The following is an 18,379-nucleotide window of genomic DNA, read 5'->3' as shown; positions in this document are numbered from 1 at the left end:
TAGTATGCACCCATCAACAACGTTTTGAACATTTGGACGGATATTGATAAGTTAATAATAATTGACCTCAACAGCCAATATTGTGCAACAGCCACTTTCTCTCAAAAGAAAAAAGTACCAAAAAAGAAAAGTCGCGGCTGCGCAAGGAACTATGAAAGTTTGTACTTAGGCAGGGCCTGTACTGCCCGTTCCTTACGATGCCGCATTTTTGTGGGTATGAAGGAGTTGTGCTTTTGCAGGTTTGACAACTTTTAAAAAGTTGTCAAACCTTTCAATTTGCTTGTCATCTCGAAACGCAGGGAGAGATCTTCTTCGCCCTTAAGCCTGCTACTTGCTTGATGAAGGAGATCTCTCCTCGTTCCTCGTCGAGATGACATTTAAAATAAAAAAGGTGCGGATAATAAAATTATCCGCACCTTTTTTATTTAAGCCAATATCTATTTACTGATATTGTATATAAATAGGGGCAGGTTTGTATTTCAGCAGCTCGGCAGGGGTTAACATGCGGTGCGGCTCTTTCTTAAGGTCGTTTTTGTAGAATAATTTAAAGCCGGTGAACTGTACCGGTTCCGAGAAAATGAAGTGACGGTAAGTGCCCAGTTTCAGGTCGGGTTCGCCCCAGCCATCCATATCCATTACTACCTGTACTTCAGGCCGCAATTTGATGTTTTGGTAATTAGTCACCATTTTACGGGTAAAGCGGTGTATGATCAAAATTTTTGGAGGCAGGTTGTATTTCTTAACCAAATCGGCCAGGTAACCTGATACATAATTAATATCGGCTGCATCATAGGTGCCTATCCGTTTACCCGGTTTCGAACCATCCTTCATAGAAAATTCAGGGTCCATACCGAAATGAACCTGCGGCATCATCAGGTATTTCTCAAGCAGGGGCAGCTCATCTTTAATGGTACTTAAAGAAACCTGTACATCTAAAAACACAATACCATCTATCTTTTTGGCAAGGTATAATACCGTATCAATTTGTTTAAAAGGCATGCGGTAACGGTATTTACCATCTTTACCGCCATCACCCTGCGCTACCACTGCAATATAATGCAGGGCTGGTTGTACAGGTGTTTTAGGATCGGCTTTTTCCCAGTTTTTAGCTTCTACCTTTAGTTTGGCCAGCATTTCTTTAGGCGGTAATTCGCCAAGTATTCCCATTTTTTTAGAGAAGAGATTACCGTAAAAAGCTACCACGCGTTTAAACGGCAATATGGCACCGGCTAAAGGATATGGTGTTTTTTTAACGGGCCATTTACCGGTAGTATCGCCATTGGCCAGTTTCACCATCAGCGAATCGTATAAGGCGGTATCAATAGGCGTAAGTACAGCTTTTACAGTGGTGTCGGCACCATCCGCGGTAGCGGCCGCGCCGCCGGCAGTATTTGCTTTAGTGGTTTTGCCGCCGGTTTGTGAACAACTCGAAAATAAACTTAGCGATGAAAACGTGAATAATCCTGCAAGCAGGACGTGTTTTAATTTCATAAATATTGGTTGATGTGCATGCCGGCTAACTAATTTACCGGCACTTGTTTGTTGTAAATATAATTTTTTGCGGGGGCTAATCAGCTTTTATTTTTATAAAATTTACCGAATACGCCCAGCGGTAATTTAGGGCCTGCGGTGGCTTGCAGGTATAGCTCGCCGGTTTCTAAATTTTGCACTTTGGGGTAAGCGCTGCGAATCAGGTTCTCGATAATTACCGATGAAAACCCAAGCGAATAGGTGTTCAATATCAGGAAATGTTCTTCCGGATCAAGCAGTTGAATCACGTCGTGCATCATCTCGTTGATGTGGTCTTCCAGCTTCCATTTTTCGCCGTTGGGACCATGGCCGTAAGCAGGAGGGTCGAGGATGATGCCGTTATATTTTTTACCGCGTTTAACTTCACGTTTCACAAATTTCAGGGCATCTTCTACCATCCAGCGGATGTTGGTAAGGCCCGATAATTCCTGATTTTCGTTTGCCCAGGTAACCACCTGTTTAATCGAATCCACGTGCGTGGTATCGGCACCGGCGGCCCTTGCTACTAACGACGCGCCGCCTGTATAAGCAAACAGGTTAAGTACCTTTGGTTCGGGCGTAGTAAAGCTTTTTACGTTTTGGGTGATGTAATCCCAGTTAACAGCCTGCTCCGGGAAAATACCTAGGTGCTTAAACGAGGTTAACCCTAAACGAAATTTGATAGCTACTTCGTTGTTCTTGTATTCGATATGCCAGCGTTCAGGCGTTTTCGGGCTCTTTTTTACCCAGTCGCCCGCGGTGGCCGAACGGCCTTTAAATTTTATATGGTGTAAGCGCTGCCATTCGCTTTCGGGCAATTGCTTGTTCCAAACAGCCTGTGGTTCAGGGCGTATTAATATCACCTCGCCAAAACGCTCCAGCTTCTCAAAGTCGCCGCAATCAATCAGCTCATAATCTTTCCAGTGCGTTGGTGTAAGTAGTTGGATCATTTTTTAGTATCAAGTAGTTAGTATCAGGTATCAAGATTTCTTAATAACCGGCAATTCTGCAAAAGTAGCTAAAATTAATTATTATGTATTTAAAGATGGAAAGTGCACTGTTATGCGCAGAGGCGTTATAGCTTGAACAAATTAGTTTGTACTCATACAATCGTATTTAGCATCAGGTAATGTCTTGCTACTTGATACTAACTACTCAATACTAACTGAAAAACTACAACTTTTCCTTGGCTGCCTGCATAAATTTGCTGGCGAAAACAAAGTCGTTGAGTTCTTGAAGGTCGGTATGGGCTATTTCTTTATTTGAGCCTTCCCACCATTTCTGGCCCTGGTGCAAGAAAATGATATGGTCGCCTATGCCCATTACCGAGTTCATATCGTGGGTTACTATCACGGTAGTGATCTGGTATTCCTGGGTAAGTTCGTTAATCAGTTCATCTATCAGGATGGATGTTTTTGGATCGAGACCGGAGTTTGGCTCATCCACAAATAAATATTTTGGCTGCATGGATATGGCGCGGGCAATACCTACACGTTTTTTCATACCGCCCGAAAGCTCTGCCGGGAATAGTTTGTTCTTACCAGCCAAGTTTACCCTTTCAAGGCAAAAGTTGGCACGGTCGAGCTTTTCGGCTTTTGATTGCTTGGTGAACAGGTTAAGCGGGAACATGATATTCTCTTCAACCGTCATGCTATCAAACAATGCCGAGTTTTGAAACAGCATACCAATTTGCGTACGGATAGGCACACGTTGCTCAAAATCCATTTCGGTAAAGTTCTCATCCTCAAAAAACACCTGCCCCTTGGTTGGCTCGTGCAAGCCTACAATACACTTAAGCAAAGTTGTTTTACCCGAACCCGAGCCACCTATAATAAGATTGTTTTTGCCTGTTTTAAAAGTAGCGCTGATGCCTTTAAGTACATCGTTATCGCCAAAAGTTTTGTAAATGTCTTTAATTTCGATCATAGCATTAAACGGGTAATAACAAGATCAGCAAATAAGATCATTACGCAACTGTATACCACGCCTTGTGTAGCCGACTGGCCAACCTCTAACGCGCCGCCACTGGTATAAAAACCCTGGTAAGCACAAACGGAAGCGATGATGAAACCAAACGCTACAGCCTTAACAAGGGCAACTTTTATAGTTAAACCATCAAAGCCATCGGTAACACCCATCAAATAATCAGCAGGACTGATATCACCAGATGCTAAGCAGGCAATGTAACCGCCTGTTATACCCAATAAGATAGATATGGTAACCAATATGGGTACCATGGTCATTCCCGCTATAATTTTGGGCGATATGAGGTAACCGGGCGCGTTAACACCCATTATTTCGAGCGCGTCTATCTGTTCGGTTACCCGCATGGTGCCAATTTGCGATGCGATGCTGGAGCCCACACGTCCCGCCAGCACCAGTGCCGATATGGTAGGACTAAATTCGAGTATGGTAGAGTCGCGGGCAATTTTACCGGCAATACTTAGCGGCACCAACGGACTATTCAACTGAAAAGCAACCTGAATGGTAGTAGCCGCGCCAATAAATACGGATATGATAGAGATGATACCCAGCGAGCCTATGCCCACCGAAACCATTTCGCGCATTACCTCGGCCCAGTATACACTGAATTTCTCGGGTTTTTTAAAGCTTAAACGTAGTAAGAGTATATATTTTCCTAAACTATAAAACATTGGTAAGCGTAAAATTCGGTTAAAAATACATTTTTTAAATTACATGCCGCTTTCAAGTACACATTAACTTACGCTGTATATGTTGTAAAAAGATGCCCGTATTCACGTTAATAATAAACAAAGGCACAAATTGTTTTAGCGTTGCAGGTTATTTACTTAATAGGATGGTTTGTGGGAAAGTTATACAAGGAGTAACCAGCTGTCGAGAGTTTAGCGCAACTCTGTTTTGTTAACAATGGAAAGAAACTCTGTAATTGTAATTATATGTGTTTGGCCAAACGGATTTAATTCTAATAAGTCGTTATCGCCCGATATCAGATAATCGGCTTTACCATCCACAGCCAATGACAAAAGAAAATTATCTTTTGCATCACGACATGCTGTAACCGCAGATCTTACCTTTATAAACTCTGCCGATTCATCAATTACCTCGATAAGTTCTTCAAGATCGGTCTGCGTAAAATATTTCCTGAACTTTGGCCGTTGCGCTACCGTGACAAATTCAGATAAGAGTTCTTCACTGAAAATCAATACAACTTTTCCTGAAAATAGGATGGGGTCGAATTTTTCGTAGTCCTTTGTAATTAAAAGACTTATCCAAATATTGGTGTCTAAAATAATTCGGATGGGTTTATCCGGCATATCGTTTAGTACGTACTGTTTCTACCTCTTTGGTTATCTCTTCAAGTGAGGGTGCCGATTTTGATTTTGCACGAAGACGCTTTAAAACAGTTTCAAATCCGCTTTTAGAAGTCTCCTGTATGGATATCAGTTCCAGATCAGCAAGGTCTTTCAACAGTTTTACCGCTTTCGGATTTAATATGTTAATCTTTAAAGTATTCATGCTTGTATACAAATTTAACGGAAATATTAAATTATAGTCTAATATAAGGTTATATATTTTAGTAAGGTTTTTCAACTCGCGACAGCTATTGTCCCCTCCTCACAGCATTTTCTACTATTATTCACAACTCTGCTGTAAATTTGCTTACTTTAAAGCTTAACTATTACTATTACACATCCATATTATTTACATGAAGAACGCCATTATTACCGGTGCCACCAAAGGAATGGGCCGCGCTATTACCATTGCTCTTGCTAAAGAAGGAATTAACGTTGCCGTATGCTCGCGCAACGCCGAGGAACTGGCTGCTTTTGAAGCCGAATTAAAAGCAATTAACCCTCAAATTGAAGTTGCCGCCATGGTTGCCGACGCCAGCGACAAGCAGCAACTGAAAAAATTTGCCGAATTCACCGAGAAAAAGCTGGGTTTCATCGGAATTATTGTGAATAACGTGGGTATGTACAAGCATGCTTCTATACTTAACGACAGTGATGATTCCTTCGAAAAACAGGTGAATACAAACCTCGTTCCGGCCTACGAACTGTACCGTTTCTTCGGTAAAAGTATGGTTTCTGTCGGTGAAGGGCATATATTCAATATATGCTCGGTTGCAGGTATAAACCCTATAGCAGAGGCAGGGGTGTATAGCGTAACAAAATATGCTTTGTTAGGTCTTAATAAGGTAATGAGGCTCGAAATGCAGCAGCACGGTGTTAAGGTAACAGCCATCATTCCCGGATCAACATTAACAGATTCATGGAAGGGGATGGAGGTAGATAAAAACCAAATGGTACTGCCCGAAGATGTAGCATCAGCCATCATTACAATATATAAAATGAGTAAGGGCGCAAATGTTGATGAGATAGTGATCAAACCGGCAGGCGGCCAATTGTAAAACTATTAAACTGTAAATAATATGGAAAAGAAACTTTATCGCGACGAACAACACAAGGTAATAGGTGGTGTTTGCGCCGGACTGGCAGATTACTTTGGTGTAGATGTAACCATCATCAGGGTGGCCTTTGCTTTCGCATTGGTATTAAAGGGAGTAGGCTTTTTGCCTTACATCATCCTTTGGATCGTATTGCCTAAAAAGAACCCGTTTTTGTATGGCCCGGGCCCAACGGTAGATTATACCGTACCCCCGCAAGAACCATTCAACCCTTTCACTAATACCAACACGCCGCCGCCATTTGGTTCTGGCCCGTTTGGTAAAGGCGCTCCGTTTGCTGTGCCGCCGTTGCCAAAACGCAATTCAAACTTTGCGGTAATTGCAGGCGCTGTATTAATTGTGATGGGTGGGGCATTCCTGTTCAACGAGTTCGATCTGATACCCGATATTGACTTTGACATATTTTGGCCGATAGTACTGGTACTGGCAGGTATAGGCTTCATTTTTTCGGGAGCCCGCAAACAGCCCTGGGATAGGAAAGACTGGAGCCAGACTCCGCCGCCTGCCGAGCCTAAAGAGCCGCAAGACTTTGATATAAACAACCAAAATAACACTAACCCTCCAACTGTATAATCATGAGAAGCGATAAAATAATTCCGGGTTTAGTACTCGTATTAATAGGCGGTGCTTTCCTTTTGCACAACTTAGGCTATATTGATTTTCACTGGGGCAACTTGTTCCGCTTATGGCCTGTGTTTTTAGTAATTGCAGGTGTTAACCTGGTACTGTCAAACACCCGTGCCCCATGGGCAATAGGAGTAAAGGTACTGGTAGTATTGCTGGGTTTCGGCCTCATCATATTTGCTAACCCGGGCAGGGGCTACCATTTCTGGGGGCCGTTTAAATACCATTACGACTACAGTGATAGCAACCATGATAACGACAATGATGACGACGACGACGATGACAACGATACCGTTACAGCAGGTAAGGGCATTGTGAAAGTTGAAGGCAAAAGCGCTTTTAACGAACCTTTTGTTGCCGATACCCGCTATGCCCGCTTAAACGTTAACGGTGGTGGCACGGTATATAAATTATCAGATACCACGGCGCAATTGTTCCATGCCGATACTAAAGAGGTAATGGGCCGCTATGAGTTCAGCAGTACTAAAGAAGATTCGGTAGCGGTGCTCGATTTCAGGATGCGCAGCAAAAAAGGCCACATCAACTGGAGCAGCGATAACAGCAATGTAGCCACCTTCAGGTTAAACCCTAACCCTGTTTGGGATATCAACGTAAAAACAGGTGCTACCGAGTTAGATTTCGACCTTACCAAATTCAAGGTACGTTCGGTTACATTAAACGGTGGCGCGGCTTCGCTTACTGTAAAATTAGGTCAGCCTTTAGAACTTACCAGTGTGGAAGTTTCAACAGGCGTATCTGAAGTGAACATTAGCGTACCGCAAAACGCGGCTTGCAGTATAACAAGTTCATCAGGTCTGTCGTCAACACATTTTGATGGCTTCAAAAAAATAAAAGACAACTACTACGAAACCCCCGGATATGCAGCCGCTAAAAACAAGATCCACATTAAAATGAGCGGTGGTATATCAGAGTTCAACGTAAAAAGATATTAAATACGATTAGTTTTTTAGTTTGCAGTTTATGTTAGGCAGTTTGCATTATATGCAGGCTGCCTTTTTTGTTTACAGTTATACTGTTTGCAGTTCGCATTCCCCCGCAGCCGCTCCGGCTCCAGCCGAGTGGCAACTATTTCACGGCCTCCGGCCGTCGTGGTTTAAATATTACATTATTGACAGCGGCGGGACGCCGCGGGATAGTTGCCACTTGGCTGGAGCCAAGCGGCTGCGTCGGATCTTTATTAGTAGAAATAAAAATGGGCGGTTAGCAATACTGCTAACCGCCCATAGCGTGAACTCAAAAACTGACTAAACAGCGTCAGATAATGAAGTGAACGTAAACTCGTTGATCTTCATTGGCGGAATCATTGCGCTTGCGCCCGATTCACCGCTTACGGTACGTTCCGGTTTGCCCAGCGTTTCTAAATTATTGAGCATGATCACCGGGCTTTCGTTAAACCTGAAATTCTTTATCGGGAACTTGATCTGTCCGTTCTCAATGTAAAAAGTACCATCGCGGGTAAGGCCGGTATACAGTAAGGTTTGCGGATCAACCGAACGGATGTACCATAAACGGGTAACCAGTATGCCTTTGGCTGTACCTTTTATTAATTCCTCTAAACTGGCTGTTCCGCCATCCATAATAAAACCATTGGGGTAGGGCACAGGTTTTACACCTTTCTTTTGCGCCCAATAGCGCGAGTAGTACATGTTTTTTACTACGCCCTTTTCAATCCAGTTGGTTTTTACGAGGGGCAGGCCTTCGCCATTATAATTAGCTGTTGGTAGCTCGATGTTCGACGGATCAGAGTAGATATTGATGCGTTCGTCTACCAGTTTTTCACCCATTTTGGTTTTACCGCCGGGGGCGCTCAAAAAGCTGCGGCCTTCATCGGCACTACGGGCATCTAACGATCCCCAAAGGTTTTCGAGCAATACAATACCTGCAGCGGGTTCCAGTATCACGGTATACTTGCCGGGTTCAATGGCTTTGGCCGCTACAGATTTGGTAGCTTTTTGCGCCGCTATCTGCGATGCCGACAAAGCGTTCATCTTGGCTACATCATTAAAATCTTTCGCCATATACCCCGAACCTGTGCTATCTGCCGTGCGCAGCGTTACCGAAAAGTTAACGTTGGTATAGGTGTTATAGGTAAACAAACCCTTTGAGTTTAACCTGGCCGAATAGCCCGCGCTGTTTTGTACAAAGCCGGCAGCGGTAAGCTTATTATCTTTTGATACCTGTAAGCTTTGCGCCACCATATCGGTGCGTTGTTTCGGCGTGATAGCGGCGGTGGCTTCTACATAAGTTTTAGCTTCGGGGCCATAAGTTTGCGGACCTAAAAAGGGCATATACTCCGGGTTTTCGGGTGCCAGCCGTGCCAGATCTTCCGATTGGCGAACAGCTTTGGCTATACTGGCATCATCAAACTCGTTAAGGGTAACTATACCCAGCTTTTTGCCGAAGGCCGATGATATAACGATATTGGTTTGGCTGATGAACCCGCTTGTTGATACCGAATTACGGGCGTAACGGATATTGCCGCCATCGCTGCCGCTGATGCTGGCCTCGGCTTCGTCAGCTTTGGAGTATGATAATATTTTTTTGAGTAAAGCCTGGGCTTCGTCTTTTGTTAAAATAGGCATATCAGATCTTTCTTGCTGTGTTAATAACATTTACACCATTAAACCTTGTAGTTGCCGCGCCGTGCGATACCGAGTTGATTTGCGGCGGCTGACCTTTTCCGTCAAAGAATGTTCCGCCTAAACGGTAGTCGCTCTTATCGCATATCGCGCTGCACGAGTTCCAAAATTCCTGCGTGTTTGATTGGTAGGCAACATCCTTCAGCATAGAGCCTATTTTGCCGTTAACTATCTCGTAAAACAACTGCCCGCTAAACTGGAAGTTATAACGTTGCTGATCTATCGAGTACGAACCATCACCCACTATGTAAATGCCTTTCTCTACATTTTTGATCATATCGGTTGGCGTAAGCGGATCATTACCCGGCTTAAGCGAAATATTAGGCATGCGCTGAAACTGTACATCGCTCCAGCTATCGGCATAACAGCAGCCTTGTGATTCTTTAAGGCCAATGATATGTGCCTGATCGCGGATGGTTTGGTAGTTTACCAATACGCCGTCTTTAATAATATCCCACTCTTTAGTGGCAACGCCTTCGTCATCGTACCCAACAGCACCTAATGAACCGGGCTGAAGTTTATCGGCCACAATGTTTACCAGTTTGCTGCCGTAGTTGAATTTCTTGCTTTCCCATTTATCCAGCGTAAGGAAACTGGTACCGGCAAAGTTAGCCTCATAACCCAATACACGGTCGAGTTCGGTAGGGTGGCCTGATGATTCGTGGATGGTTAGGTATAGGTTAGTTGGGTCGAGCACCAGGTCGTACTTACCTGCTTCTACCGATTTCGCGACGAGCTTTTCGGCAGCCTGCTTGGCCGCAAGCCCGGCATCTTCAATCATATCATACCTGTCGCGGTAAAGGGTAGTTACAGATTGTATCTTATCTTCGGCACGTGGTATAAGGTATTCGTAACCCATTCCTCTTGGCGAGCCTAACGCGTCGCGGGTTTCAAACTTGCCGCTTTTGGCATCTACCTTGGTTACGGTGAAGCTTGGCCAGATCCTGTGAATATCCTGATCAATGTATGAACCATCGGTTGAGGCAAAGTATTTTTGCTCGTTCACTAAAAACAGGAACGAGTTAACATAGCTCGCGCCGCCTTTCATGGCTGCCGCATTAACGGCCAATAGCAGGTCGGCTTTTTCTTTTATGGGCACCTCAAAGGCATTCTTTTCTATCGGAGTTTTCCAGCTTACCTCACCGTAGCCTTTTTGCGGTGCAAGCTGCACAGGTTCGGTTTGTATGCGCGAGTTTTCTTTTGCTATGGCTACGGCCAGTTCAGCAGCTTTGGCAATGCTGTCCTTATCCAGCTTATCGGTAGCCGAAAAGCCCCAGCAGCCGTTGGCTATAACTCGGATCCCCATCCCGTACGATTCGGTGTTTACTACATTCTCCACCTTGTCCTCACGTGTAATAACGTACTGATTATTGTAACGGCCAAGGCGAACATCGGTATAAGTGGCGCCTTTCGCCCGCGCGGCATTCAAGGCTACATCTGCTAATTGTTTTTTTATGGCCACATCCACCTGCTGTAAATGGGCATCAGGTGGTACTGGGTGGCCCATGGCAGGCAGGCGACTGAGTAAGGCGCTGCTCACGCCCATACCCGTCAGATAGAGGAAGTCTTTTCTTTTCAAGGTTGGTCAGGGTTTAATTGTCCTAATATAAAAATTATATTAAGTTAAAGCTAACCTTCAGCGTTTTAACCTCTCTTTTTAATAACGTAAGTTTTGGCCAGCTGATCGTGCCAGCCCTGGCGTTTACTATCCCATGCAACATTCAAAAATCCTAAACCGCAAATTAAACTCGATAGTATTTTACCGAAATTACGCCCCAATGCCTGTAAGAAAGTTTCGCGGCCTCCATGTATGTTTACCACAGCCAGTTTACATATCAGTTTACCAAGGCTGCCTTGTAGTGTAGTGGTTTCCAAAAAGGCGTTAATAAAGAAACCTGAAAAAGTTATCACTACTTGCAATACATCTTCAATGTTGATAAAAATGGAACCAAATTCGCCTCCTGTTAAGCTCATAATGGCGCCTATCAGGCCACCAATAATTGCGAAAAATCCATAATAAATAAACTGATCGATAAGATAAGCCAGCAACCGCCAGCCAAAGTTGGCATAGTTTCCTTTTGCAGGCTGATAAATGCCTTGTGAAACAAAGTACTCATTAAACTCGGGCAAATCAATGGCTTGTTGCCATTCAGTAGCCAGCGGCGATAGCACAAAGGCATCGGGTTGCAGGTTGTTATCCATTAACTCGTCGTGCGTAAATGGTCCGGTTTGCTGCCCGTCAACCAAAATGAAATAGCTGTTGATCATTATATGCGATAAAGTTTAGTGGAAATATAAGAAAAAAGATCGTCAGGAATTAAGCGCGTACATTACAATATTTACGGCGAACTTGGTATTGTCTTCGGCCAGAAAGCGTTTGTTACGGTAATCATAATCCCACTCGCAACCATAATCTTTATTGCTGTATAGCACACCAATACGACCATTTATTTCTATGGCCTTCAGGTAATCGTGCACCAGGTCGTCGCCCCAGCCATTCAGTTCGAAAGTGGTATTGGGCGGCCCTTTCTCAAACTTGAAAAATGAACTGTATAATTTATGCGTGTTCGGGATTTTTTTTAAAGCCGTTGGGCCGAATAATTTAGCCATCTGTGCCTCGAACGATTTGGCAAACAACCCGTCGATATCGTGATTGCAGTCATCGGCAAAAACAAAGCCGCCGTTTTGGATATACTTTTTAAAGTTGGCGCTTTCCTGCGCGTCAAACTGTACCAGCTTATGGCCGCTGATGTAACAGAACGGTGCCGAAAATATTTCGTTACTGCTCAGGGCTATCACTTTTTCCTGCTCGTCAATAGGCAGGGTAGTGTATTCGAGCAATGAATTAAGCAGGTTTGATGGCATCCGCTGGTCGGTATCCCAGTCGCCGGAGTGGTAGGTAAGCCTTGTAAAAGTAAATTTCGATCCGTTAATCATGCAGCACTAAAGTAATGGAAAAAAATATGCGAAAATCACTTTTGGCGGCAGTTGTTGTAAAGTTTTAGATACTTTGTTAACTTATGGCAAAAATTAACGCAAAGGGTAATATATTACCTGTGTTTAACGGCAAAGCGGTTAAACAATAAAAACTGACTCAAAATTTGGAACTCACGGAAAACAATGTAAAGGCATTGCTGGCCAAACTGCCTTTGTTAAAAAACGAGATTCAGAAGGTAATTGTGGGACAAGACCACATACTCGACGAATTACTGGTTGCCTTTTTAGCCGGCGGGCATTGTCTGCTGGAAGGAGTACCCGGGCTTGCCAAAACGCTCATCGTTAAAACCATGTCGCAGGCGCTGCACCTGTCGTTCAGGCGCATACAGTTCACCCCCGATTTAATGCCTACCGATATTGTAGGTACCGAAATACTGGAAGAAGACCATGCCACCGGCAAACGTTTTTTCAAATTCAACAAAGGCCCGTTGTTTGCCAATATTATTTTGGCCGATGAAATAAACCGTACGCCACCCAAAACGCAATCGGCCTTGTTAGAGGCCATGCAGGAATTTGAGGTAACTTATGGCGGCCAAACCTATCCGCTCGACAGGCCGTTTTTTATACTGGCCACCCAAAACCCTATAGAGCAGGCAGGCACCTACCCATTGCCCGAAGCACAGTTAGACCGTTTTTTACTGCTGGTACAAATTGGCTACCCAACCGAGCAGGAAGAATTAGCGATACTGAACCAAACCACAGGCACAAAAAAAGCCACCGTTACCCCCGTAATAAGCGGCGAAGAAATTTTACAGGCCCAGCAACTGGTAAGGCAGGTAACCATCAGCGAAGAACTGGTGGCTTACGTAAGCGGTATTATCCGCGCTACCAGACCCGATACCACCACTAACAACTACGTAAAAGAATGGGTACGCTGGGGAGCCGGTCCGCGCGCCGGGCAGGCGCTGATACTAACCGCCAAAGCCCGTGCCCTGCTGAAAGGCCGGTATGCCGTACTGAAAGAAGATATACAAGCCATGGCCACACCCGTACTAAGGCACCGCATCCTCATGAACTTTAAAGCCGAAGCCGAAGGCATTACTGCCGATAAAGTAACCGGGGAGCTGATTAGAGGTTAAAGGCGGAAAGGTTAAAGCTTAAAGGTGAAGGCCGAAAGCGAAAAGCTAAATCAAAATAACTCCCTCTTTGCGCAGCAGAGAGGGATGTCGAGCGAAGCGAAGACAGGGTGAGTTAACATCGGCGACTGACTCACCCCCAGCCCCTCTCTGCTGCGCAAAGAGGGGAGTTGAAAAACAGGTAAAAGAAGCGATAAGCTTAAAGCGAAATGCAATAAACTAAATCAAAATAACTCCCTCTTTGCGCAGCAGAGAGGGATGTCGAGCGAAGCGAAGACAGGGTGAGTTAACCTCGACGACAGACTCACCCCCAATCCTTCTCTGCTGCGCAAAGAGGGGAGTTGAAAAAGAGTTAAAAAAGCGAAAAGATAAAGCGAAAAGCCAATGACTAATGTGAATGACCAAGGCCCCAATGACTAAAGTAAATCCGAAATTGAACATCCGAAATCCGAAATCAAAATATGCTTGATCCTAAAGTATTAATAACCATAAAAGATTTGCCCTTGCTGGCGAAAACGGTTATTGATGGCTTTATGAACGGCTTTAACAAAAGCCGGGTAAAGGGCCCCGGACTGGAGTTTAGCCAGTACCGAAGCTACCAGCCGGGGGATGACCTGCGCTGGCTGGACTGGCGGATGTTTGCCCGATCGGACAGGTATTACATTCGGGAGTCGGAGGTGGAAACGAGTATCTCCGTAAGGTTTTTGGTAGATGCGAGTGCCTCCATGGCGCATGACGATAACGGGGTGAGCAAGATAGCTTATGCCCGTTTTTTGGCGGCTTCGCTGGCTTACCTGGCCAACAGGCAGGGCGACGCGGTAGGTTTGTATGTATTTCAGGAAGGCGGTTTGTTTTCGCTGGCTTCCAGGCCCGATCCGCAGCACTTGCAACGTTTGTATTATCACCTGCAAAACATAGAGCCGGGCGGCACATTCACCAAACCAGTAAATTATAAAGAATTGTATAATGGCAACGGCCGTAAAGAGTTGCTGGTATTTATTACCGATATGTACCAGGCCGATGGCGAGATCAACCAACTGCTTGATTCGCTGGCAGCTTTGCGGCATGAGGTGATTGTTTTTCACCTGATGGGACAAAACGAATTGGATTTTGACTTTAAAGGATACTCGTCGCTACAAGACCTGGAAACCGGCGAGACCATACAGGTAGACACCTTGCAAGCCAAACAATACAAAGAGAAATTACAGCAGCATTTAGAAGATACCCGCATGCAACTGCTGGGCAAAAACATTTCCTACAGCATGATCAGCACCGCCGAACCGCTCGACAAAGCCCTGCGGGATTTCCTGGTAAGGAGGGCCAAAAGCTAAACATGAAGATTAAATCACCCTCAATTGACTACTCACAACTAACTATAAAACTCACTGCTATCAATTCACCACTGACTATTTAACTTCTGACTAAAATTGTTCCTCCTCAATCCAATATGGTTATTTGCACTCGCCGCGTTAAGCATACCGGTGCTCATACACCTGTGGAATATACGGCCGGGCAAAGTATTAAAGGTGGGGAGCATCTCGCTCATCAGCGAGACATCCCGCAAAAGCAGCCGTAGTTTTAAGGTGACCGATGTGCCTCTATTGTTGTTACGTTGCCTGCTATTGGTCTTGCTGGCGTTTTTACTGGCACAGCCGGTATGGCAGCAATGGGTAAAACCGGCAAAGTCAAAAGGTTGGGTATTGATACCGAAGACGCAATTTGCCGAAACCTATCAAAAATTTAAACCGCAAACAGATTCGTTGTTGAAAGCCGGTTACGAACTGCATTATTTTAATAAGGGATTTACGGTAGTAGATACGGCAACCATGCTAAAGGATACCACGGCGAAAGATACCATTCCAACAAACTACTGGACATTAGTAACACAGTTAAACAGCAGGTTAAATACCGATGCCCCGGTATACATATTTAGCCCTAACAGGATGGCGCATTTCGCGGGGAACAAGCCATCGGTGGCGTTAAACCTGCACTGGCAAACCTATACACCTGCCGATTCGGTGAGTAACTGGGTAGCCAAGGCATGGTTAGGTGCCGATAACAATATCAAGGTATTGCAAGGTAATAGTCAACCATCTGGCACTACATTTACAACATATACAATCCCGCCGGGTGGTGATGCTAATTCGCCTTTTGTAGTGAATATCACTGGCGGACAAGTATCCGTAAGTCTGAAAAATAGGAAACAAACCGCTGTAGGGGTAGATACCGTTACCTATGCCATCGCTATTTATACCGATAAATATCCCGGCGACGCGGCTTACTTAATCGCCGCACTTAAAGCATCCGCGAGGTTTGCACAGCGGAAGATCAGCATCAGGCAATATCAAAATGCTGATCGTATTTCGGGGAAGCAGGAATGGTTGTTTTGGCTGTCGGACAAAGCTCCCGGCAAACAAGTAGTACAGAATGCTAAGAACTTGTTCACTTATAAAACAGGCAGGGCTGTTAATGCTAACTCATGGATAAGTGCCGGTCCGCTATACGCCGCCTCGCAAACGGAAAAAGTGGCTTTATACAAACGTGTTGAGGGTAAAAGCGAGGGTAAGCTATTGTGGCACGATGGCTTTGGCAATCCCGTTTTAAGCATGGCGCAAAATGGAAAAACAAATGAATATCAATTTTATAACCGCTTTAACCCGCAATGGAGTAATTTGGTTTGGAGTTATGTGTTCCCGAAATGGTTATTCAGGCTGACAAACACCAACCCCGAAAGCGACGATTCAAATTACGATCGCCGTGTGATGGCCGATCAGCAAATACAGCCGCATATCATCCCGCAGGTAAAAAACGCGCCTGTCAGCAAAGTAAACAAGCAGGTTGAACTATCCAATTACCTGTGGTTCGTGCTGGCATTAGTGTTTTTCGCCGAAAGGTGGCTGGCGCACAAAAACAGAACGGAGGTGCGCCATGGCTAATACACAAGGCATACACAAACTGCAACAGGTAAAGCAGCGGTATATTTTTTACCGGGTGCTGGCTGCCTTGTTGCTTGCAGCTGCTTTAGGGATCGCTGTCGGCGCGGTGTTGTTTATCGTTTTTCATCTGCCGGTTTACAGCGGTATAGCAGTGTTTGTAGTGATGCTGTTAATCTTACTGGCGATCAGCAAGTCATGGCAAATAAGCGATGCAAATATTGCCGCCATGCTCAACAGCAGCTATGCCGAACTGGAAGAAAGTGCCCAACTCATCATCAAGCCAATCAATGAGCTTAACCTGCTCGAAACCCTGCAAGTACAAAAAGTAAACGAGATACTGCAAACACTGCCGGGCACGCCAAAACATTACGCGGGTTATCTGAAATTTCCGCTGATCGCTTTATTAGTCGCTGTGGTTTTTGGGGCGATTTTAAGCCGGGTTGATCTTAGTAATAATAGCCCATTATCAGCTGCCGAAATACAGCAGAAGAAAGCGTTACCGCCCGAGAAAGTTTTGCCGCAGATAGAATCATTGAGCATAAGCATCACTCCCCCTGCTTATACACATAAACCACAGCGTGAGCAGGATCGCTTTACCATCACTGTTGAAGATGGCGGACGGGTGAGTTGGAATATCAAAACCAATATCATTATTAAAAACGCTTATTTGTTGTTGAATGATAAGGAAGTAATACCGCTGAAAAGTGCTGATAATAAAGGCTGGTCGGCACAAAAGGTATTTAACAAACCGGGTTTTTACCAGGTGGGTATTGATGGTAAACTGTCCGAATTGTACCAGATCCAGCTGATAAAAGATACCCCGCCGCTCATCCACATTAAAACACCAAAGCCATACACCTATATTGATGCCGGCGAGGTGCCAAAGGTTACGGTTAACACGCAGGTGAGCGACGATTATGGAGTAAACAATGCTTTTATCAACGCTACTGTAGCCAAAGGCAAGGGTGAATCGGTGAAGTTTAAAGAGTACAAGCTGGCATTCCCGACTGTGTTTTCGGGTAATACGAAGTATGATGTTCAGCGGGTGATAGACCTTAACGCGCTCAAAATGGAACCGGGCGACGAACTGTATTTTTACGTGCAGGCGCATGATACCCATAACCAGCAAAGCCGTACCGATGTGTATACCGTAGCCATTCAGGATACTGCCGAGTTGTTAAGCATGGATGGCGTGCTTACGGGGGCCAATATCAAACCTGAATTTTTCCGCAGCGAGCGACAGATCATTATTGATGCCGAGCAATTGTTGAAAGAAAAAGACACCATCAGCGCGCAGCGTTTTAAAGATCGAAGTAATGATCTGGGTATCGACCAAAAACTGTTACGCTTACGCTACGGCAAGTTTTTGGGTGAGGAAGCAGAGAATAATATCGGCGATGACCGTTTCGATAAGGATGATCACGATCATGACGGTTCGGAGGATAACGGGGCGAGTGATTTCGGCAATGCCCAAAAGGCGATAGAGCCGTATTCGCACAAGCACGATAACGCCGAAGATGCTACCTATTTTGAGCCTGCCATAAAAGAGCAGCTAAAGGCCACGCTTACAGAAATGTGGAAGGCCGAACTGCAATTGCGGTTATTTAAACCACAGGCAGCGCTGCCATTCGCTTACAAGGCTTTGCGCTTGCTGAAAGACCTTCAACAAAAATCGCGCTCGTATGTGGCCAAAGCCAGCTACAAACCAACGCCCCTTAAATGGGAAAAACGCCTGAGCGGCGAACTGGACAAAATTATATCGCCCACAGATAAAGAAACCTTGAAACCTGCGGCAGATCAGCACGAAACACTTAAAAAAGCGGTAACAGTTTTAGGAAAACTAAAATACAACCCGAAGATAAATGATAGTGAAAAGCGTTTGCTGCAACTGGCCAATTTGCAGTTAAGTCAGCGCGCATCGGTGCAGCCTGCTGCTTATTTACCGGCTTTGAGTGCCATGCGCAGGTTATTATGGGCAGGTGAAAAAATAAACGCTGCGGATATTGGCATTGTGGAGCGCGCGGTGCAGAAAACGCTGGTTACGGTAAAGGCGATGCCAAAGGCAGAGGCCGCCCCGGCAGATATGGGACTATCGGCAGATTACTTTAAAAACTTAAACCGGTAAAC

The 18,379-nt window shown here is 45.0% G+C and carries 17 protein-coding genes; 7 read left to right on the top strand and 10 right to left on the bottom strand.

The features are described 5' to 3' along the window. Nucleotides 1–441: 441 nt before the first annotated feature. The 6 genes from ABD894_RS16815 to ABD894_RS16790 form a co-directional block, all read right to left on the bottom strand. Nucleotides 442–1,491, bottom strand: a complete 1,050-nt coding sequence (locus ABD894_RS16815) for a hypothetical protein (RefSeq protein WP_345212228.1) — start codon at nucleotides 1,489–1,491, stop codon at nucleotides 442–444. Between the two features lie 80 nt (nucleotides 1,492–1,571). Beyond that, on the bottom strand, nucleotides 1,572–2,459 hold the full coding sequence (locus ABD894_RS16810) for a class I SAM-dependent methyltransferase (RefSeq protein ID WP_345212227.1): 888 nt from the start codon (nucleotides 2,457–2,459) through the stop codon (nucleotides 1,572–1,574). A 223-nt stretch (nucleotides 2,460–2,682) separates the two neighbouring features. Beyond that, nucleotides 2,683–3,435, bottom strand: a complete 753-nt coding sequence (locus ABD894_RS16805) for an ABC transporter ATP-binding protein (protein ID WP_345212226.1) — start codon at nucleotides 3,433–3,435, stop codon at nucleotides 2,683–2,685. Continuing rightward, complete coding sequence (locus tag ABD894_RS16800; protein ID WP_345212225.1) at nucleotides 3,432–4,163, bottom strand: MlaE family ABC transporter permease; 732 nt, start codon at nucleotides 4,161–4,163, stop codon at nucleotides 3,432–3,434. Before ABD894_RS16800 ends, ABD894_RS16805 begins: the two co-directional genes overlap by 4 nt. Nucleotides 4,164–4,373: 210 nt before the next feature. Further along, nucleotides 4,374–4,805, bottom strand: coding sequence for a putative toxin-antitoxin system toxin component, PIN family (locus tag ABD894_RS16795; protein ID WP_345212224.1), 432 nt, complete (start codon nucleotides 4,803–4,805; stop codon nucleotides 4,374–4,376). Then, nucleotides 4,795–5,007 (bottom strand): hypothetical protein, encoded by a 213-nt coding sequence (locus ABD894_RS16790; protein ID WP_345212223.1) that lies wholly within the window; start codon nucleotides 5,005–5,007, stop codon nucleotides 4,795–4,797. The genes ABD894_RS16795 and ABD894_RS16790 overlap by 11 nt, the downstream gene beginning before the upstream one ends. A gap of 190 nt (nucleotides 5,008–5,197) precedes the next feature. Here ABD894_RS16790 and ABD894_RS16785 point away from each other — a divergent pair, with 190 nt between their 5' ends. From ABD894_RS16785 to ABD894_RS16775, 3 genes are read left to right on the top strand one after another with little or no spacing between them, the layout of a single operon-like run. Then, entirely contained in the window at nucleotides 5,198–5,902 is a 705-nt protein-coding gene (locus ABD894_RS16785; protein ID WP_345212222.1) for an SDR family oxidoreductase, read from the top strand. Nucleotides 5,903–5,923: 21 nt separating this feature from the next. After that, nucleotides 5,924–6,532, top strand: coding sequence for a PspC domain-containing protein (locus ABD894_RS16780; RefSeq protein ID WP_345212221.1), 609 nt, complete (start codon nucleotides 5,924–5,926; stop codon nucleotides 6,530–6,532). Between the two features lie 2 nt (nucleotides 6,533–6,534). Continuing rightward, nucleotides 6,535–7,536 carry a LiaI-LiaF-like domain-containing protein gene (locus tag ABD894_RS16775; protein ID WP_345212220.1) on the top strand — a complete coding sequence of 334 codons (1,002 nt, stop codon included), beginning with the start codon at nucleotides 6,535–6,537 and terminating at the stop codon, nucleotides 7,534–7,536. A 312-nt stretch (nucleotides 7,537–7,848) separates the two neighbouring features. Here the strand turns inward: ABD894_RS16775 and ABD894_RS16770 are convergent, their stop codons facing one another. The 4 genes from ABD894_RS16770 to ABD894_RS16755 form a co-directional block, all read right to left on the bottom strand. Beyond that, the gene (locus ABD894_RS16770) at nucleotides 7,849–9,186 is read right to left on the bottom strand and encodes a TldD/PmbA family protein (protein ID WP_345212219.1); all 1,338 of its coding nucleotides are present in this window, start codon (nucleotides 9,184–9,186) and stop codon (nucleotides 7,849–7,851) included. A gap of 1 nt (nucleotide 9,187) precedes the next feature. Next, the gene (locus ABD894_RS16765; RefSeq protein ID WP_345212218.1) at nucleotides 9,188–10,822 is read right to left on the bottom strand and encodes a TldD/PmbA family protein; all 1,635 of its coding nucleotides are present in this window, start codon (nucleotides 10,820–10,822) and stop codon (nucleotides 9,188–9,190) included. A 65-nt stretch (nucleotides 10,823–10,887) separates the two neighbouring features. Next, entirely contained in the window at nucleotides 10,888–11,511 is a 624-nt protein-coding gene (locus ABD894_RS16760) for an RDD family protein (protein ID WP_345212217.1), read from the bottom strand. A gap of 42 nt (nucleotides 11,512–11,553) precedes the next feature. After that, nucleotides 11,554–12,180 carry a DUF4159 domain-containing protein gene (locus ABD894_RS16755; RefSeq protein ID WP_345212216.1) on the bottom strand — a complete coding sequence of 209 codons (627 nt, stop codon included), beginning with the start codon at nucleotides 12,178–12,180 and terminating at the stop codon, nucleotides 11,554–11,556. A gap of 164 nt (nucleotides 12,181–12,344) precedes the next feature. Between ABD894_RS16755 and ABD894_RS16750 the strand changes: the two genes are divergently transcribed. The 4 genes from ABD894_RS16750 (at nucleotide 12,345) to ABD894_RS16735 (ending at nucleotide 18,377) form a co-directional block, all read left to right on the top strand. After that, nucleotides 12,345–13,319 (top strand): AAA family ATPase, encoded by a 975-nt coding sequence (locus ABD894_RS16750; RefSeq protein WP_345212215.1) that lies wholly within the window; start codon nucleotides 12,345–12,347, stop codon nucleotides 13,317–13,319. Nucleotides 13,320–13,777: 458 nt separating this feature from the next. Then, nucleotides 13,778–14,647, top strand: coding sequence for a DUF58 domain-containing protein (locus ABD894_RS16745; RefSeq protein ID WP_345212214.1), 870 nt, complete (start codon nucleotides 13,778–13,780; stop codon nucleotides 14,645–14,647). 96 nt (nucleotides 14,648–14,743) lie between these two features. Further along, a complete protein-coding gene (locus ABD894_RS16740) occupies nucleotides 14,744–16,252 on the top strand; it encodes a BatA domain-containing protein (RefSeq protein WP_345212213.1) in 1,509 nt (502 codons plus the stop codon). Next, complete coding sequence (locus ABD894_RS16735; protein ID WP_345212212.1) at nucleotides 16,245–18,377, top strand: hypothetical protein; 2,133 nt, start codon at nucleotides 16,245–16,247, stop codon at nucleotides 18,375–18,377. The genes ABD894_RS16740 and ABD894_RS16735 overlap by 8 nt, the downstream gene beginning before the upstream one ends. The last annotated feature ends 2 nt before the right edge of the window (nucleotides 18,378–18,379 follow it).

This window comes from Mucilaginibacter gynuensis (assembly GCF_039541195.1).
Classification (GTDB): Bacteria; Bacteroidota; Bacteroidia; order Sphingobacteriales; family Sphingobacteriaceae; genus Mucilaginibacter; species Mucilaginibacter gynuensis.
The sequence above is the reverse complement of the archived record's forward strand: the minus strand, read 5'-3'. Positions and strand labels throughout refer to the sequence as shown.

What these genes read in the sequence shown, in the direction of transcription:
- ABD894_RS16790 (WP_345212223.1), bottom strand. Translation starts at nt 5,007, where the DNA reads ATGAATACTTTAAAGATTAACATATTAAATCCGAAAGCGGTAAAACTG.
- ABD894_RS16785 (WP_345212222.1), top strand. Translation starts at nt 5,198, where the DNA reads ATGAAGAACGCCATTATTACCGGTGCCACCAAAGGAATGGGCCGCGCT.
- ABD894_RS16760 (WP_345212217.1), bottom strand. Translation starts at nt 11,511, where the DNA reads ATGATCAACAGCTATTTCATTTTGGTTGACGGGCAGCAAACCGGACCA.
- ABD894_RS16755 (WP_345212216.1), bottom strand. Translation starts at nt 12,180, where the DNA reads ATGATTAACGGATCGAAATTTACTTTTACAAGGCTTACCTACCACTCC.
- ABD894_RS16735 (WP_345212212.1), top strand. Translation starts at nt 16,245, where the DNA reads ATGGCTAATACACAAGGCATACACAAACTGCAACAGGTAAAGCAGCGG.
- ABD894_RS16780 (WP_345212221.1), top strand. Translation starts at nt 5,924, where the DNA reads ATGGAAAAGAAACTTTATCGCGACGAACAACACAAGGTAATAGGTGGT.
- ABD894_RS16805 (WP_345212226.1), bottom strand. Translation starts at nt 3,435, where the DNA reads ATGATCGAAATTAAAGACATTTACAAAACTTTTGGCGATAACGATGTA.
- ABD894_RS16745 (WP_345212214.1), top strand. Translation starts at nt 13,778, where the DNA reads ATGCTTGATCCTAAAGTATTAATAACCATAAAAGATTTGCCCTTGCTG.
- ABD894_RS16800 (WP_345212225.1), bottom strand. Translation starts at nt 4,163, where the DNA reads ATGTTTTATAGTTTAGGAAAATATATACTCTTACTACGTTTAAGCTTT.
- ABD894_RS16810 (WP_345212227.1), bottom strand. Translation starts at nt 2,459, where the DNA reads ATGATCCAACTACTTACACCAACGCACTGGAAAGATTATGAGCTGATT.
- ABD894_RS16795 (WP_345212224.1), bottom strand. Translation starts at nt 4,805, where the DNA reads ATGCCGGATAAACCCATCCGAATTATTTTAGACACCAATATTTGGATA.
- ABD894_RS16815 (WP_345212228.1), bottom strand. Translation starts at nt 1,491, where the DNA reads ATGAAATTAAAACACGTCCTGCTTGCAGGATTATTCACGTTTTCATCG.
- ABD894_RS16770 (WP_345212219.1), bottom strand. Translation starts at nt 9,186, where the DNA reads ATGCCTATTTTAACAAAAGACGAAGCCCAGGCTTTACTCAAAAAAATA.
- ABD894_RS16775 (WP_345212220.1), top strand. Translation starts at nt 6,535, where the DNA reads ATGAGAAGCGATAAAATAATTCCGGGTTTAGTACTCGTATTAATAGGC.